Genomic DNA, 15,884 nt, shown 5'->3' with positions numbered 1-15,884 from the left:
CCTCGCTTCTCAGAAAGGCCCCATCATGAGCAACCTCCCCAAGATCGCCTGGATCGGCCTCGGCATCATGGGTTCGCCGATGTCGGAGAACCTGATCAAGGCGGGCTACCAGGTCACCGGCTTCACCCTGGAGCAGGACAAGCTGGACCGGCTCTCCGCCGCGGGCGGCACCGCCGCCGCCTCGATCGCCGACGCGGTCAAGGACGCCGACGTGATCATCACGATGGTCCCGGCCTCCCCGCAGGTCGAGGCGATCTCCTACGGCCCCGAGGGCATCCTGGAGAACGCGAGGTCCGGCGCCCTGCTGATCGACATGTCCTCGATCACCCCGCAGACCTCGATCGACCTGGCCGCGGCCGCCCGCGACAAGGGCATCCGCGTGCTGGACGCCCCCGTGTCCGGCGGTGAGGCCGGCGCCATCGAGGCCGTGCTGTCCATCATGGTCGGCGGCTCCCAGGCCGACTTCGACGAGGCCAAGCCGATCTTCGAGGCGCTGGGCAAGACCATCGTGCTGTGCGGTCCGCACGGCTCGGGTCAGACGGTGAAGGCCGCCAACCAGCTGATCGTCGCCGTGAACATCCAGGCGTGCGCCGAGGCCGTGGTCTTCCTGGAGAAGTCCGGCGTGGACCTCGCGGCCGCCCTGGACGTCCTCAACGGCGGCCTGGCGGGCTCGACCGTGCTGACGCGGAAGAAGGACAACTTCCTGGGCCGCGACTTCAAGCCCGGCTTCCGCATCGACCTGCACCACAAGGACATGGGCATCGTCACCGACGCCGCCCGCAACGTCGGCGCGGCCCTGCCGGTCGGCGCCGTGGTGGCCCAGCTGGTCGCGTCGCTGCGCGCCCAGGGCGACGGCGGCCTGGACCACTCGGCCCTGCTGCGGGCCGTGGAGCGCCTCTCCGGCGCCCAGGTCTGACACCCCTGAGACTTCCGTGCCGCGGCGCCGCCGACACCTGTCCTGTCGCGCCCAGGCGGCGCCGCGGCACGGAATCTGTTTCAACAAACTGTTGACGCTCAGATCCCCCACTTCTAGGCTCCACAAAGCGGAAACAGGTTTCCGCTGACTCCCGCACGGAAGGTCCACGATGTCGAAGCGCGTGCTCACGACCGAGTCCGGCGCCCCGGTCGCCGACAACCAGAATTCCGCCTCCGCCGGCGTCGGCGGCCCGCTCCTGATCCAGGACCAGCAGCTCCTGGAGAAGCTCGCCCGGTTCAACCGTGAGCGCATCCCGGAGCGCGTGGTGCACGCCCGAGGCTCCGGCGCGTACGGCTACTTCGAGGTGACCGACGACGTCACCGGCTTCACCCACGCCGACTTCCTCGGCGAGATCGGCCGCCGCACCGAGGTCTTCCTGCGCTTCTCCACCGTCGCCGACTCGCTCGGCGGCGCGGACGCGGTGCGCGACCCGCGTGGCTTCGCCGTGAAGTTCTACACCCGCGAGGGCAACTACGACCTCGTCGGCAACAACACCCCGGTGTTCTTCATCAAGGACCCGATCAAGTTCCCCGACTTCATCCACTCGCAGAAGCGCGACCCGTTCACGGGCAAGCAGGAGCCGGACAACGTCTGGGACTTCTGGGCGCACGCCCCCGAGGCCACGCACCAGGTGACCTGGCTGATGGGCGACCGCGGCATCCCCGCCTCGTACCGCCACATGAACGGCTACGGCTCGCACACCTACCAGTGGACGAACGCCCAGGGCGACGCCTTCTTCGTCAAGTACCACTTCAAGACCAACCAGGGCATCCGCTGCCTGAGCAGCGAGCAGGCCGCGGAGCTCGCGGGCAAGGACCCCAACTCCCACCAGACGGACCTGCTCCAGGCCATCGAGCGCGGGGTCAACCCGTCCTGGACGCTGTACGTGCAGATCATGCCGGCGGAGGAAGCGGCCGACTACCGCTTCAACCCCTTCGACCTCACCAAGGTGTGGCCGCACAAGGACTACCCGCTGCAGCGCGTGGGCCGCCTGGTCCTCGACCGCAACCCGGACAACGTGTTCGCCGAGGTCGAGCAGGCCGCGTTCTCCCCGAACAACTTCGTGCCCGGCATCGGCCCGTCCCCGGACAAGATGCTCCAGGGCCGCCTGTTCGCCTACGCCGACGCGCAGCGCTACCGCCTGGGCGTCAACCACACCCTGCTCCCGGTGAACGCCCCGAAGGCGACCGAGGCGAACAACTACGGCCGGGACGGCTTCATGGCCCTCAACCCGCAGGGCCGCGGCGCCAAGAACTACGAGCCGAACTCCTACGACGGCCCCGTCGAGACCGGCCGCCCGCTGTCCGCCCCGCTGGCGGTCAGCGGCCACACCGGCACGCACGAGGCGCCGCAGCACACCAAGGACGACGACTTCTTCCAGGCCGGTGAGCTGTACCGGCTGATGTCCGCCGAGGAGAAGTCCCGTCTGGTCGCGAACATCGCCGGCGGCCTCTCGCAGGTCTCCCGCGACGACGTGATCGAGAAGAACCTCGCCCACTTCCACGCCGCCGACCCGGAGTACGGCAAGCGCGTGGAGGAGGCGGTCCGCGCCCTGCGCGAGGACTGACCTCACAGGCGGCCCGCGGCCGCCGACCGGCCCGGATGAGGGGTGGCCGGCCGGCGGCGCGCGGGCAGGCCGAGGACCGCGGCGGCCTGTGAGCCAGTGCGGTGGTGAAGGTCCGGCTTTCCTCCTTCGACCTGAGGGGAGGGTGCCGGTTCCGTCGCAGCCGTCGCGGTCCCTGCCCTTGGACTCCGTCCGGCGGCGCGAATGTTCTGACGCGCCCAGCCTCGTGCCGTCGGGCGGTCACCAATCGAATACCTCACCGGGCTGAAGAGCGCCGGATACGGACGGTCCCGTATCCGGCGCTCTTCGGTTCGTGCGGTGGAGGGGGGCGCCGGGTGGTGTCGTCCGCCGGGTGCGGGTCGTTCGTGGCTGGTCGCGCAGTTCCCCGTGCCCCTTGGCGTCGGCATGCGCCCCGCCTGCTTCGAGCGCACCCTTGGGCTATGGCTCGATTCGTACGGCATCCCCATGTGGTCGTTCATCCGCCGGCCCTGGACGGGTCCCGTCGCGTCACCGTCGACGACCGGCTGCTCGGCCTCGCCACCCACCTGGACGACGTCGTACGGCTGCTCCGGCAGGTCGATCTGGACCGGGTGGAGGTCGAGGAGAGCGACCTCGTCGAGTGGCTGGGCGGGGGCGCCGAGGACTGGGCATGACGAAGGGGCCCGCGCCCCCCCGGCGCGGGCCCCTCTGTGTGGCTGTCTGCGCTGTGCTCAGACCTTGAGCGTCTTCACGGCCGTCGGCGCGTGCTCCGGCTCCGTGGCCAGGTCCTCGAACTCGATGACGTTGCTGATGTCGTTGGTGCCCGACATCGAGATGTTGGTGACGCGCTCCAGGATGGCCTCGACGACGACCGGCACCTGGAACTCGGCGGCGAGCTTCTTGGCCTGCTCGAACGCGGCGCCCAGCTCGCTCGGGTCGGTGACACGGATGGCCTTGCAGCCCAGGCCCTCGGCGACCTTGACGTGGTCGACGCCGTAGACGCCCAGCTCGGGGGAGTTGATGTTCTCGAACTCCAGCTTGACCTGGAAGTCGATGTCGAAGGCCCGCTGCGCCTGACGGATCAGGCCCAGGTAGGAGTTGTTCACCAGGACATGGACGTAAGGGATCTTGTGCTGCGCGCCGACCGCCAGCTCCTCGATCATGAACTGGAAGTCGTAGTCGCCGGAGAGGGCCACGACCTGGGCCTCCGGGTCGGCCTTGGCGACGCCGAGGGCGGCCGGGATGGTCCAGCCGAGGGGGCCGGCCTGGCCGCAGTTGATCCAGTGGCGCGGGCGGTAGACGTGCAGCATCTGCGCGCCGGCGATCTGGGAGAGGCCGATGGTGGTGACGTAGCGCGTCTCCGGGCCGAAGGCCCTGTTCATCTCCTCGTAGACCCGCTGCGGCTTGATCGGGATGTTGTCGAAGTGCGTACGGCGCAGGAGGGTCGCCTTCTTCTCCTGGGCCGACGCCGCCCACGCGCTGCGGTCGGGCAGCCTGCCCTCCGCCTTCAGCTCGCGGGCCACCTCGACGAACAGCTCGAGCGCGGCCTTGGCGTCGGAGGCGATGCCGTAGTCCGGGGCGAAGATCTTGCCGATCTGGGTGGGCTCGATGTCGACGTGGACGAACGTGCGGCCCGCGGTGTAGACGTCGAGCTTGCCGGTGTGGCGGTTGGCCCAGCGGTTGCCGATGCCGAGGACGAAGTCGGACTCCAGGAAGGTCGCGTTGCCGTAGCGGTGCGAGGTCTGCAGGCCGACCATGCCGGCGTTGAGCTCGTGGTCGTCGGGGATGGTGCCCCAGCCCATCAGGGTCGGGACGACCGGGGTGCCCGTCAGCTCGGCGAACTCCACGAGGAGTTCGCAGGCGTCGGCGCTGATGACACCGCCGCCCGCGACGATCAGGGGGCGCTCGGCGGCGTTGAGCATGCCGATCGCCTTCTCGATCTGGGCACGGGTCGCGGCCGGCTTGTAGACCGGCAGCGGCTCGTAGGTGTCGATGTCGAACTCGATCTCGGTGAGCTGGACGTCGATCGGCAGGTCGATGAGGACCGGGCCGGGGCGGCCGGAGCGCATCAGGTGGAACGCCTGCTGGAAGACGCCCGGGACCTGGGCGGCCTCCAGGACGGTGACGGCCATCTTGGTCACCGGCTTGGCGATCGAGGCGATGTCGACGGCCTGGAAGTCCTCCTTGTGGATCACGGCGGTCGGTGCCTGGCCGGTGATGCACAGGATCGGGATCGAGTCACCGATCGCCGAGTACAGCCCGGTGATCATGTCGGTGCCGGCGGGGCCGGACGTGCCGATGCAGACACCGATGTTGCCGGGGTGCGTACGCGTGTAGCCCTCCGCCATGTGGGAGGCACCCTCGACATGCCGGGCGAGGGTGTGGTTGACGCCGCCGGCCGCTTTGAGGGCCGCGTAGAACGGGTTGATCGCCGCGCCCGGCACACCGAACGCAGCGGTGACGCCCTCGCGCTTGAGGATCTCAACTGCCGCGCGGGCAGCGGTCATTCGAGCCATGGATTACTCCTGCTTCGGCTGTCGGATGAGCTCTCCCGTCGCGCCCTACGGTCAGCACTTCCGTATAGTGGAAACCTTTTTCTACTATCTGGAAGCAATGTAGGCGGAGGGGTCAAGCCCGTCAAGAGCCGCCAAGTCGAGGACAGAAGGGGGTCGGCAGGAGCACGATGGGCCCATGCCCCACAGGGTCCAGGTGCGCTGCCCCGTCTGCCGCCGTGAGCATCTGTACGCGGCGCCGGTCCATCCCTGCGCGTGCGGAGCCCCGGTCGCCCCGCCGCTCGACCCCGGCGGGCACGCCGTGCCCGTCACCCGCCGCGCGTGGGACGAGGAGTGGGTCACCCTGCGCTGCACGGCCTGCGGGCGCCGCTCCCCGTGGCCTCGGCCGGAGCTGGGCTGCCCGTGCGGGACCACGCTGATGATCCCGCTGGCGCCCCGGCCCGCCCCCGCGCCCCCTGCGGACTCCGCGTCCCCCGCCGCCCTCGCGTCCCCCGCCGCCCCCGTGTCCCGTCCCGGCACCGCCCCTCCCCCGGCCCGGCGCCGCCCCGCGTTCCGGCCGGTCGCCATCCGCACCGCGCGCGACGCGGTGACCGCGGCCGCGCTGTATCTGCGCTGGCTCGGCCACCGGGACGTCCGCCGCGCCGACCAGCGCCCGCCGTCCGGCATCGCCCTGGCCGCCCGCGGCATCCTCGCCCAGGTCGACCCGGCCCTGCGCCCGGCCACCCTGCGGGACGTCGAGTGCCTGTGGCTCACCGCGATGACGGAGTCCGCGCGCTGTGTCTACTTCTCCCTCGCCGGGTACGCCGAGGACGCCCGCACCCGCGCCGGCACCCTCGGCGTGGCGCTGTTCGTGCTCGATCTGACGGGCACCCCGCAGCCGGTCAACGAGCACGCCGACGCGCTCGCGGACAGCCCGCGCACATGAGGGCGCCGGCCCCCGACATCGCGGGAGCCGGCGCCGGCGGACGAGGTGTTACGGGTTGACGCAGGTGATGCTGCCGACCGGGAAGTCGTTGCCGGTCGAGGTGGCGGTGAACCCGAAGGTGACACTGCCGTCCGGCGCGATGGTCCGGTTGTAGTCGACGTTCCTGACCGTCACCGTGCCGTCGGAGCCGGTGCTGAGCGTGCCGTTCCAGACCTGGTTGATCCTGGTGCCGGAGCCGGGCTGCCAGCGCACGGCCCAGCCGTCACGCGCCGTGGTGTTGTGGTTCATCACCTGGACCGAACCCTGGAAGCCGCCGTTCCATGAGTTCGTCACCGAGTAGACGGCCATGCACCCGGTGTGCGGGTCGGTGGGCGTCGGAGTCGGCGTCGGGGTGGGGGTCGGCGTGGGGGTCGGCGTGGGCGTGGGCGTCGGGGTGCCGTTCGAGCCGCGGATGCCCGTCACCTCGCCGTTGCCGCCGTCGAAGACGATGTCCGAGCAGGAGAAGAAGTTCTCCTGGCTGTCCGAGCGCACCCACTGGATGAACATCATGGCGTTGCCCGAGCGGCCCGAGGGCAGCTTCAGGTCCCAGTAGTAGTGGCCGGTCTCGGACCCCACCGACCCCGACTGCGGCGGGTTGGTCACGGTCTGGATCAGCTCCAGATCGCCCCAGCCCAGCGGCGAGGTGGGCGAGTAGCCGGGCTTGGAGAGGTACACCCGGAAGTCACCCGGGTGATGGGCCCAGTTGCTGTGCTTGATCCGGATCGTCGCCCCGGAGGTCAGGTGCGTGCGCGGCCAGTCCGCGCGGGCCGCGTTGTAGCCGGTGAAGTTGTACGGCGAGCGGTCGCCGGCGCTGCACAGCTTGCCGTCCGGGACATAGCCCGGACCGCGGCCGCCCGCGTTGGAGTCGAGCACGGCGAACCAGTTGTACAGCGAGGTCGCCCCGCTCTCGGCGAGCGCGGCCCTGCACGCGGGGTTCGTCGGGTCGAGCGCGCCGTTGCTGGTCTTGGCGTCCAGATAGCAGAGGTAGGTCCGCGATCCGGGCATCATGGTCACGCCGTGCGCCTGCGCGCTGTTCTGGCCGATCAGGGCCAGACCGAGCCCGCTGAGCAGGGTGGCCAGCACCGCCAGTAAGGACAGTGGTCGTCGCTTGCTTCTAGCCATCGTGTCTCCTGTGATGGTGGTGGGGTTGTGTGGGTCTCCTCAGGGGTCTCGGGCCGGTCAGGCCGGCGGGGTGCCCCAGGCCAGACCGCCGCTCAGGTAGGCGGTGATCCGCGGGGCGTCGGTGTAGGAAGTCGCGGTGGTACGGCTGTAGTCGCCGCTCTCGTCGAACGCGGACCAGTCGGACTTGCTCATCCGCAGCTGGATGTCGCCGGTGTCCCTGCCCGCGGCCAGCGTGCCGCTGCGGAAGCCGACCTCCAGATAGGCGTCCGCGCCCGCGACCGGCGTGCTCAGCGGCACCACCCGGAGCGTGAGGTTGGAGCAGCCGACGGCCGCGTAGTCGCAGAAGGCGTTCACGGTCGGCGAGCCGCCGTCGCGGGTGAAGTAGTAGCGGGCGGTGACCTTGGTCAGGTCCAGCGCGGCGCTGCCGGTGTTGGCGATCCGCAGCCCCGGCCGGATGGCGTTGTCGGTGGCCGAGCCGTCGTTGTTCTTGTAGCTGACCTTCACACCGCCGACCGGGTCGGGTCCGCCGCCGCCCGCCTCGGTGGTCACGCTCAGCGCGGCCGAGGCCGCGGAGACGTTCCCGGCGGCGTCACGGGCCCGGACGGTGTAGCTGTACGCCGTGGCGGCGCTCAGCCCGGTGTCGGTGTACGTGGTCCCGGTGGACGAGCCCACCCTGGTGCCGTCGCGGTAGACGTCGTAGCCGGTCACGCCGACCTCGTCGGTGGCCGCGGTCCAGGCCAGCGAGACGCTGGAGGCGGTCTTCGCGGTGGCCCTCAGGCCGGTCGGCGCGGTCGGGGCGGTGGTGTCCACCGGATCGCCGGGGCCGCCGCCGTCGGTGGGCACGGCCGGGTGGGCGTTGCGTACGAGCATGGAGAACTGCTCGTGGAACCAGTGCCCGGCGAGCGGCGCGTCCGGCATCGCGCCGGTCGGGTTGCCGCCCGCGTTGGGCGCCGTGTAGTCCGGGTTGCACATCGGGTCCGGACGCTTGCCCTCCTCGTTCGGGATGTCCTTGCTCGCGCCGTCCGACTCCCCCGGCGGCTTGATCCACAGGAAGGCGTCGAGGTGCGAGTCCGGGTAGCCGGAGGGCGATGCCTGCGGGGGCTGCCCGAGTCCCGCGCCGTTCACGTTGCACCACAGGCCGCGGTGGGCCCGGCGGTCCACCTTGGACTGGCTGACGTAGGTGTCGAGGACCGTGCTGGTGGACTCGGCGGTCGGCCGCCCCGCGCCGCCCCAGCCGTTGCGGGAGGTGTCGACGACCATGCCGGTGGAGGCGGGCCAGCCCTGGGCCACCAGCGCGGCGTGCACGGCCTTGGTGAAGTCCGACTCGTCGAAGTTCGGGTTCCACTCGTAGTACTTGCCGGACCGGATCTGGTTGCCGCCGACCGTCTTGTTCGGGTCGGGCAGGAACGGCTCGGCGAGCGGTGTGTAGTTGGATACGTTGGTGATCAGACCGTCCACGCTGCGCAGGCCGTCCGTGGTGCCCTTGACGACGTCCGTGTAGAGCTGGGTGGTCTGGGAGAGGTTGTTGTCCCAGCCGAGCCAGCCCGAGTGGGCGAAGTCCATGTAGGTGTACACGTTCGGGATGGCGTGCAGCTTGTTCAGCGCGTACCGGATCGCCTCGACCTGGATGCCGCTGCTCTTGGCCTGGGCGCACTCCGGGTCGGAGAGGTTGGTGACCAGGTTCGGCAGACCGTCCGGCTCGATGACCGTGGTGATGCGGATGTCCTGGTACTTGGGGTCGGCGAAGACCTTGGCGATCTCGTCGATGTACTCCCTCTTGTACCGCGCCAGGCCCTCCGCGGTGAGCGGGAGTTCGCCGTTGGAGGCGAGCGCGGCGCAGTCGCGGCCCGGCAGGTCGTACACGACGAAGGTGGCGACCAGCGGCTGGCCGGGCTTCTTCTGCGCGAGCGCCAGGTCGAGGTGGTCGGCGAGGCTCTTGCGGCCGGCGTTGACCTCGCCGCCGTGGATGGCGGCGATCCGGTCCAGCCAGACGGCCGTCGGATAGCTCTTGACCTTCTCCATCCTGGCCTTGAGCGTCGCGTCGGTGGTCCGGGCGATGGACCCGTCGACCAGCCGGGCGTAGTCCGGGTTGAGGTAGAAGGAGGCGCCGGCGAACGGGTTGTCCACGTGCGCCTCGGCGGCGGCCGCCGGGGGTGCGGACAGCTGGGCGGCCGCGCCCAGCAGCAGGGTGCTCAACGCGGTGGCCAGGGCCGCGGTCCGCCTGCGGTGCGGCCTGCGCGGGCGGGCGTCCGCGCGTCTGGTCCGGTCTGTCATGTGCTCTCCTCGGTGCGGGGGTGCGGGTGACGGGTGTGGGGACACTCGCGGGGTCAACCGGTGGGGAGAAGGGGGGTCCGGGTCAGGCGGGGGTGCAGCGCGGGGCAGGGGTGCCCGCGCCGCCGTTCGCCGTGTAGCCGAACGAGGTGGAGGCGCCGGCGGCGAGGCTGCCGTTGGAGCCGGTGTTGCGGACGGTGATCCGGCCGTTCACGACGGTGTGGGTGCCGTTCCACAGGCTGGTGACCGTCGCGCCGCCCAGGTCCCAGTCCACGGTCCAGCCGGTGATCGGGCCGGTGCCGGTGTTCTTGACGGTGACCTCGGCCTGGTGGCCGCCTGGCCAGGAGTTGACCAGCTTGTGGGTGGCGGTGCACGCCTTCGCCGGGGTCGGGTCCGGGTCGGGATCCGGGTCGGGGTTCGTGCCGTAGGTCAGTCCGTGGCCGTACGGGAAGAGCGGTGTCTTGCCGTCGCCGTCGTTGATCGGCTGCTGGGAGGCGCTGCGCATCCAGGTCATGGGCAGCTTCCCGGTCGGGGCGTGGTCGCCGAACAGCACGTCCGCGACGCCGGCGCCCTCGGTGCCGGGCAGCCAGGCCGCCAGCAGGGCGCGCCAGTCGGGCAGCTGGGCGGCGATGTCCAGCGGGCGCCCGGACACCAGCACGACCACGACGGGCACGCCGCTCGCCTTCAGCCGGGCCAGTGTCTGCAGGTCCTCCTGGTCCAGTCCCATGCCGTCGGGCCGGTCGCCGCGCATCTCGGCGTACGGGGTCTCGCCGATCACCGCGACGGCGGCCGTGTAGCTGCCGTCGATGCCGTTGCCGTAGCGGTCGTAGGTGACCCGCGCGGGGTCGGCGACGGCGGCCCTGATGCCCTGGAGGACGGTCGTGCCGTCGGTGACGGGGCCGCTGCGGCCCTGCCAGCCGACCGTCCAGCCGCCGCTCTGGTTGCCGATGTCGTCGGCGGACTTCCCGGCGACGAACAGCCTGCCCGTCTTCGGCAGCGGCAGGATGCCGCCCTCGTTCTTCAGCAGCACCTGTGAGGCGCGCACCGCCTCGCGGGCGAGGGCGCGGTGGGCGGCCGAGCCGACCGTCGAGGTGTACGAGCGGTCGGTCAACGGGCGCTCGAACAGGCCGAGTTGGAACTTCTTGGTGAGGATGCGCCGGTTGGCGTCGTCGATCCGCGCCAGCGGGACACGGCCCGCCGAGACCTCTCCCCGCAGGAGGGTCAGGAACTTCTTGTAGTCGTGCGGGACCATCACCATGTCGACGCCCGCGTTGACGGCGGTGGCGATCTCGGCGCCGGTGAACCCGCTCTGCCCGTCGAGCTGGTCGACGGCGGCCCAGTCGGACACGACGAAGCCGGTGAAGCCCAGCTCGCCCTTGAGGACGTCGGTGACCAGGTACTTGTGGGCGTGCGAGCGGACCCCGTTCCAGCTGCTGTACGACAGCATCACCGAGCCGGCTCCGCGCCGGACCGCCTCCTGGAAGGGCGGCAGATGGATCGCGCGCAGCTCGGCCTCGGTGAGCTGGGTGTTGCCCTGGTCGACCCCGCCGGTGGTGCCGCCGTCGCCGAGGTAGTGCTTGGCGGTGGTGAGCACGGAGGCCGGGTCGGCGCCCAGGGTGGGTCCCTGCATGCCGGTGATGAACGAGGTCATGGCGGTGGGCAGTTCGGGCTTCTCGCCGAACGACTCGTAGGTGCGTCCCCACCGGTCGTTGCGGGCCACGCACAGGCACGGCGCGAACGACCAGTCGATGCCGGTGCCCGCCACCTCCTCGGCGACCGCGCGTCCGACGCGCTGGACCAGCGCGGGGTCACGGGTGGCGCCGAGGCCGATGTTGTGCGGGAAGAGCGTGGCGCCGCGCACCGCGTTGTGGCCGTGCACCGCGTCGATGCCGTAGATCATCGGGATGCCGAGCGGTGTGGCCAGCGCGGTGCGCTGGAGGGAGTCGTAGGTGTCGGCCCAGGTCTGGGCGTTGTTGGGGCTGACGGTGGAGTCTCCGCCGGAGAGCACCGAGCCGATGCGGTAGGTGGCGAGGTCGGACTGCGGGACGAGCGCGTCCTTCTCGATCTGGGTCATCTGGCCGAGCTTGTCGTCCAGCGTCATCCGGGCCAGCAGGTCCTCGACGCGCTGCGGGACCGGCAGCGCGGGGTCCTGGTACGGCAGGGCGGCCACCGCGGCGGCGGGGCGCTCGTCGGGCGGGGCGGCCGCGGTGAGCGCGGTGACGGCGAGGGCGGCGGCGCACAGGGCGGCGAGGAGGGTGGGGCGGCGGGTGGAAGGGGCGGGGGGTGCGGGGCGCGGGCTCATGGCGGGCCTTTCCGGGTGCGGGCCGGAGGGGCGTCGGCGGCGGGCCGGTCGGTGGTGGCCTTGGAACGCTCCGGGGTCCGCCCTGTCGGCGCAGGGCGGAGCCCGGAGCGGGTCGGTGGGTCGCGATCAGGCGACGGAGCAGGCGGTGCCGTTCAGGGTGAAGGCGGAGGGTTCGGCGAAGCCGCCGCTGTAGGTGCCCTGGAAGCCGAAGGACTGGGTGCCGCCGGCCGGGATCCGGGCGTTGTGCGCGACGGGGCTCGCGGTGACGGCCCCCGAGGAGCCGGACAGGGTCGCGTTCCAGGCGTTGGTGATCCGCTGCCCGGACGGCAGGGTGAAGCCGAGGCGCCAGCCGTCCACGGCGGTGGAACCGGTGTTCTTGACGGTCACGTTGGCGGTGAAGCCGCCCTGCCAGACGGTGGTGTCGTACGCCACCTGGCAGCCGCCCGTCGGCTCGCCCGGGCCGCCACCGCCGGTGTTCACCGTGGAGGAGAAGGAGTTCACCGCGAGCCCGGCGCCGTTCTGCCACGGCTCGAACCCGGCCTGGACGCTCGTCAGATACCAGTTGTTCTGGGCCATTCCGCGGGCCACGGTCTCGTCGACGAAGTCCATGACGTCGAAGCTCCAGCTGCTGATCGCCGACGGGGCGACGAAGGAGATCACGTCATTGGATCCGTTGCTGCCGGTCCACACCGCCCAGGTGCGCCCGCCGACGGTGGCGGTGCCGACCTGCGACCCGATGGGCTGGATCGGTCCCACCCGGTTGAACCAGATCATGATCTCGGTCCGGTTGACACCGTCGGTGCGGGGCGTCGGGTCCAGCCAGATGTCGTAGGACGCGTTGTAGACGGCGTCGGCGACATAGCCGTAGGAGATGCTGCTGGGTGCGCTGGAGATGGTGCTGACCTGCGCGGGGAGCGCGGTGCCGGGCGAACAGTTGGTGTAGTGGCAGCCGTTGAAGACCGAGGGGTACGACTTCGGGGCGCCGTTGGTGGGGACGGAGCCGTCGGCCTGGGTGAGCCGGAAGCCGGTGTCGGTGGCGGTGACGCACTGGGTGGCGCTGGTGCCCCAGCGGTTGTTCTGGACGACGTAGCGTCCCTGGATCACGGTCGAGCCGTACTGTTCGCAGATCGTGGTGTCGGCCTGGGCGGGTGTGCCGACGGCGACGAGCCCGGCCAGGGTGGCCAGTGCGGTGAGCAGCGCGCCCAACAGGGCGCGGACGGTGCGGAGGCGGTGCGGTGACGGTCGCATGCGGGGCCTCTCTCCGAGGGAACCGGAATCGACAGGGGTGCTGCTGCGGGAAATTGGGAGCGCTCCCGTCTCCCCACTGATGGGAGCGCTCCCACCCCACCGGTTTCGGACGCGACTGTAGGAGCCCGCCCGTGTCCCTGACAACCCTGCGAACAGGAATCAGTCGAATGGATTTCGAAGACGCAGGTCAGCGGCGGCGGATCGGCCCGACTGCCCAACAGCCGGGCCGATCAAGGGAGTTGGGAGCGCTCCCGAAAGTTGCGAAACCGGTGTGTCAGCTGGTGCAGGTGCGCCCGTTGAGGGTGAACACCGTGGGCGCGCCCGCCGGTGTGCCGCTCGCCTGGAAGCCGAAGCTCGCCGTGGCGCCCGCCGGGAGCGCCGCGTTGTGGCCCGCGTCGGTCGCGGTGACGTCGGCGCCGGACTGGGTGACCCTGGCGTTCCAGGCGTTGGTGACCTTCTCGCCGCCCCGGAAGGAGAAGCCGAGCCGCCATCCGTCGACGGCCGTCGTCCCGGTGTTGCGCACCCTCACCTCGGCGGTGAATCCGCCGTTCCAGGAGGAGCCGAGGGCGTAGGTGACCGCGCATCCCTCGGCGGGGGTGGGAGTGGGTGTAGGGGTGGGCGTGGGAGTGGGAGTGGGTGTCGGATCCGGGGTCGGGGTGCCGCCGTCCGGGAGGGCGCCCCACTGCCGCTGCGCGCCCTCCAGCAGGACGATGTTCGGGGCGTCCACCGGGGTGCTGCCCGGCGTGGTGGCGATCCGCTGGTAGGACCAGTCGTTGCCGGGGTTCCAGGCGCCGGACGAACTGATCCGGAACTGCACCTCCTTGCGGTACGCGGACTGGCCGGCGGGCGCGATCACCGCGTCGGAGCAGTCCACGGTGACGTAGTAGACGTCTCCGGCGTGGCGGGTGGGTCCGGAGACCGGGCCGCACTGGTTGTAGTTGCTGCTGACGCTGATCTGGCCGGGCTGCACGCCGGGTTCGAGGGTGAAGTAGTAGCGCAGCGAGCTGTCGTCGAGCGCACGGGCGGGCCAGGCGGACTTGTTGATCAGATATGCCTTGATCTCGGTGAAGCCGGTGCCGGAGGCGTTCACCGATGCCTGCACGGACATCTCCGGGCCGTCGGGGGTCTCGGGTGCGGGGAAGCCGCTGTCGGGGCTGCCGCCGTACTCCGCGTACAGCCTGGCCAGGGCGCCGGTGAAGGCGGCGTTGTAGTCGGTGGCGACCTCGTTGTTGACGTAGTTCTGGCGGTCGTCGGTGTAGGCGTCGTCGGCCGCGCTCGGTCCGCCGACGAGAGCGCCGTACAGGATGTGCCGGCTGTCGGCGGGGCTGGTGATCTGGTCGGTCCAGGAGCCGTGGGCGGTGCGGTGGTGGGGCTTGGTCGGCGGGTTGGCGCCGAACCCGACGACATAGCTGGAGCTGCGTGGATTGCCGCCGAGGGCGTAGTTGATCTGCCGGACGGCGAAGTCGTGGTAGCGGGCCTTGCGGGTGGGGTCGCCGGTGAGCCAGTCGGAGTAGACCAGCGCGGCGAACGCGGTGTTGGCGGCGTAGCGCAGGGAGCCCCAGCTGTCGAGGACGGCCTGGCCGCCGGGCGAGTAGCGCACGCGGCTGCCGTTCACGCCGACGGTCCACCAGTCCAGCCACCGGTTGGCGTCGTCGATGTACTTCTGCTTGCCGGTGAGCTGGGCGAGCAGGACATAGGCGCCGTAGGAGCTGTCGTCCCAGGAGAGGGTCCAGCGGTAGGAGCGGGTGGTGGACTGGGGTTCGGTGGAGAGGTTGTCGTAGTAGCTCTCGGCCTTGCCGAGGTAGGCGGGATCGCCGGTGGCCTTGTACAGCCAGACGGCGCCCCACACCAGCTCGTCCCGGTAGCCGCTCCAGGAGTTGTAGTAGCTCTGCGCGTCGGTGATGCAGTCGCTGTACTCGCCGCGGTAGGTGTCGGCGAAGGAGTAGAGCTGCTTGGCGTGGGTGAGCAGTTTGCCGGCGTAGGCGGGGTCACTGTCGGCGAACACCATCGAGGAGGCGGCCATCGCGGCGGCGGTCTGTCCGGCGAGGTCGGAGCCGGGGCAGGAGGCGTCGATCTTGTAGGCGGGCCGCTGCATCGGCATCACCTCGGCCGGCCCCCACCAGGCGTGGTCCCGGCCGCCGTGGCCGACCTGGCCGTACAGGACGTTCGGCGCGGGGTGCGCCTTGACGAAGTAGTCGTTGACGAACCGGAGATTGTTCTTGAGGTGCGTCCACTGTCCGGCGTCGGTGTACGCGGCACGCTCCTCGATACCGCCCCAGGCCAGTACGGTCGCCGAATAGGCCATCGGCAGCCCGAACTTGACGTGGTCACCGGCGTCGTACCAGCCGCCGGTCAGATCGAGCCCGACGTCCTTGCCGTCGTCCAGCGCGGAGTCCCCGCGCCAGCCGACACGGTTCCAGTCGGGCAGTTCGCCGGACTGCTGGGCCTCGTAGAAGAAGAGGGACTTCTGCAGGGCCTCGCCGTAGTCGAACGCGGGCGCGGCGGCGGACGGGCCGGCCGCGGTGAGCGGCAGGAGCAGACCGGCGGTGAGGGTCGCGGCGAGCGCGAGGGGGGCGAAGCGTCTGCGGGGGGCGGGGGGTGGGGGTTGCGTCGCAGGGGTGGGTGGGGAGGAGGGTCCGGGGATCGCTTCGGGGGTGTGCGGGCGCAACGGATCGTCCCTTCCGTACGGGGTGTGCGGGGAGGTGGATCGGGGTCGTGCCGTGCGTGTGGGGGCTGCCACCCGAGGGGCCGCCGGCCGAGGTGCTGTCGCCCGAGGGGCCGTTGCCCCAGGTGCGGTCGCCCGAGGGGCCGTTGCCCCACGTGCGGTCGCCCGAGGCTGGTCCCCGGCGCGCGACGCATCCCGGCGCCGGCTCCCGACGCGGGGAGGCGTTCGGGAGCCGGGCGCCGGGAGCCCCTTGGGAGCGCTCCCACGTGCTGGCCATGAA

At 71.1% G+C, this 15,884-nt stretch carries 10 protein-coding genes; 4 read left to right on the top strand and 6 right to left on the bottom strand.

Annotated features, from left to right (window positions below; translation table 11 throughout):
* Positions 1 to 25 precede the first annotated feature (25 nt).
* The 3 genes from ACSU6M_RS27000 (at position 26) to ACSU6M_RS26990 (ending at position 3,193) form a co-directional block, all read left to right on the top strand.
* Positions 26 to 916, top strand: a complete 891-nt coding sequence (locus ACSU6M_RS27000) for a 2-hydroxy-3-oxopropionate reductase (protein WP_437073017.1) — start codon at positions 26 to 28, stop codon at positions 914 to 916.
* A gap of 169 nt (positions 917 to 1,085) precedes the next feature.
* Positions 1,086 to 2,543 (top strand): catalase, encoded by a 1,458-nt coding sequence (locus ACSU6M_RS26995; protein ID WP_437073015.1) that lies wholly within the window; start codon positions 1,086 to 1,088, stop codon positions 2,541 to 2,543.
* Between the two features lie 437 nt (positions 2,544 to 2,980).
* Positions 2,981 to 3,193: a hypothetical protein gene (locus tag ACSU6M_RS26990; RefSeq protein WP_437073013.1), complete on the top strand. Its 213-nt coding sequence runs from the start codon at positions 2,981 to 2,983 to the stop codon at positions 3,191 to 3,193.
* Between the two features lie 57 nt (positions 3,194 to 3,250).
* On the opposite strand, the gene gcl is transcribed toward ACSU6M_RS26990, so the two are convergent.
* Positions 3,251 to 5,035 (bottom strand): glyoxylate carboligase, encoded by a 1,785-nt coding sequence (gcl, locus tag ACSU6M_RS26985; RefSeq protein WP_437073011.1) that lies wholly within the window; start codon positions 5,033 to 5,035, stop codon positions 3,251 to 3,253.
* 175 nt (positions 5,036 to 5,210) lie between these two features.
* Here gcl and ACSU6M_RS26980 point away from each other — a divergent pair, with 175 nt between their 5' ends.
* On the top strand, positions 5,211 to 5,957 hold the full coding sequence (locus ACSU6M_RS26980; RefSeq protein WP_437073009.1) for a hypothetical protein: 747 nt from the start codon (positions 5,211 to 5,213) through the stop codon (positions 5,955 to 5,957).
* 48 nt (positions 5,958 to 6,005) lie between these two features.
* On the opposite strand, the gene ACSU6M_RS26975 is transcribed toward ACSU6M_RS26980, so the two are convergent.
* The 5 genes from ACSU6M_RS26975 to ACSU6M_RS26955 all read right to left on the bottom strand — a co-directional run bounded on the left by ACSU6M_RS26975 (position 6,006) and on the right by ACSU6M_RS26955 (position 15,607).
* Complete coding sequence (locus tag ACSU6M_RS26975; protein WP_437073008.1) at positions 6,006 to 7,118, bottom strand: lytic polysaccharide monooxygenase auxiliary activity family 9 protein; 1,113 nt, start codon at positions 7,116 to 7,118, stop codon at positions 6,006 to 6,008.
* 57 nt (positions 7,119 to 7,175) lie between these two features.
* A complete protein-coding gene (locus tag ACSU6M_RS26970; protein ID WP_437073006.1) occupies positions 7,176 to 9,392 on the bottom strand; it encodes a glycoside hydrolase family 6 protein in 2,217 nt (738 codons plus the stop codon).
* 82 nt (positions 9,393 to 9,474) lie between these two features.
* Complete coding sequence (locus ACSU6M_RS26965) at positions 9,475 to 11,691, bottom strand: glycoside hydrolase family 3 N-terminal domain-containing protein (protein WP_437073005.1); 2,217 nt, start codon at positions 11,689 to 11,691, stop codon at positions 9,475 to 9,477.
* 126 nt (positions 11,692 to 11,817) lie between these two features.
* On the bottom strand, positions 11,818 to 12,939 hold the full coding sequence (locus ACSU6M_RS26960) for a GH12 family glycosyl hydrolase domain-containing protein (protein WP_437073004.1): 1,122 nt from the start codon (positions 12,937 to 12,939) through the stop codon (positions 11,818 to 11,820).
* Positions 12,940 to 13,213: 274 nt separating this feature from the next.
* Entirely contained in the window at positions 13,214 to 15,607 is a 2,394-nt protein-coding gene (locus tag ACSU6M_RS26955) for a glycoside hydrolase family 9 protein (protein WP_437073002.1), read from the bottom strand.
* Between the last annotated feature and the right edge of the window lie 277 nt (positions 15,608 to 15,884).

The organism is Streptomyces sp. enrichment culture (genome assembly GCF_964272895.1).
Classification (GTDB): Bacteria; Actinomycetota; Actinomycetes; order Streptomycetales; family Streptomycetaceae; genus Streptomyces.
Note: the sequence above shows the minus strand (reverse complement) of the source record. Positions and strands in the feature narration are given on the sequence as shown.

What these genes read in the sequence shown, in the direction of transcription:
- ACSU6M_RS27000 (WP_437073017.1), top strand. Translation starts at nt 26, where the DNA reads ATGAGCAACCTCCCCAAGATCGCCTGGATCGGCCTCGGCATCATGGGT.
- ACSU6M_RS26995 (WP_437073015.1), top strand. Translation starts at nt 1,086, where the DNA reads ATGTCGAAGCGCGTGCTCACGACCGAGTCCGGCGCCCCGGTCGCCGAC.
- ACSU6M_RS26990 (WP_437073013.1), top strand. Translation starts at nt 2,981, where the DNA reads ATGGCTCGATTCGTACGGCATCCCCATGTGGTCGTTCATCCGCCGGCC.
- gcl (WP_437073011.1), bottom strand. Translation starts at nt 5,035, where the DNA reads ATGGCTCGAATGACCGCTGCCCGCGCGGCAGTTGAGATCCTCAAGCGC.
- ACSU6M_RS26980 (WP_437073009.1), top strand. Translation starts at nt 5,211, where the DNA reads ATGCCCCACAGGGTCCAGGTGCGCTGCCCCGTCTGCCGCCGTGAGCAT.
- ACSU6M_RS26975 (WP_437073008.1), bottom strand. Translation starts at nt 7,118, where the DNA reads ATGGCTAGAAGCAAGCGACGACCACTGTCCTTACTGGCGGTGCTGGCC.
- ACSU6M_RS26970 (WP_437073006.1), bottom strand. Translation starts at nt 9,392, where the DNA reads ATGACAGACCGGACCAGACGCGCGGACGCCCGCCCGCGCAGGCCGCAC.
- ACSU6M_RS26965 (WP_437073005.1), bottom strand. Translation starts at nt 11,691, where the DNA reads ATGAGCCCGCGCCCCGCACCCCCCGCCCCTTCCACCCGCCGCCCCACC.
- ACSU6M_RS26960 (WP_437073004.1), bottom strand. Translation starts at nt 12,939, where the DNA reads ATGCGACCGTCACCGCACCGCCTCCGCACCGTCCGCGCCCTGTTGGGC.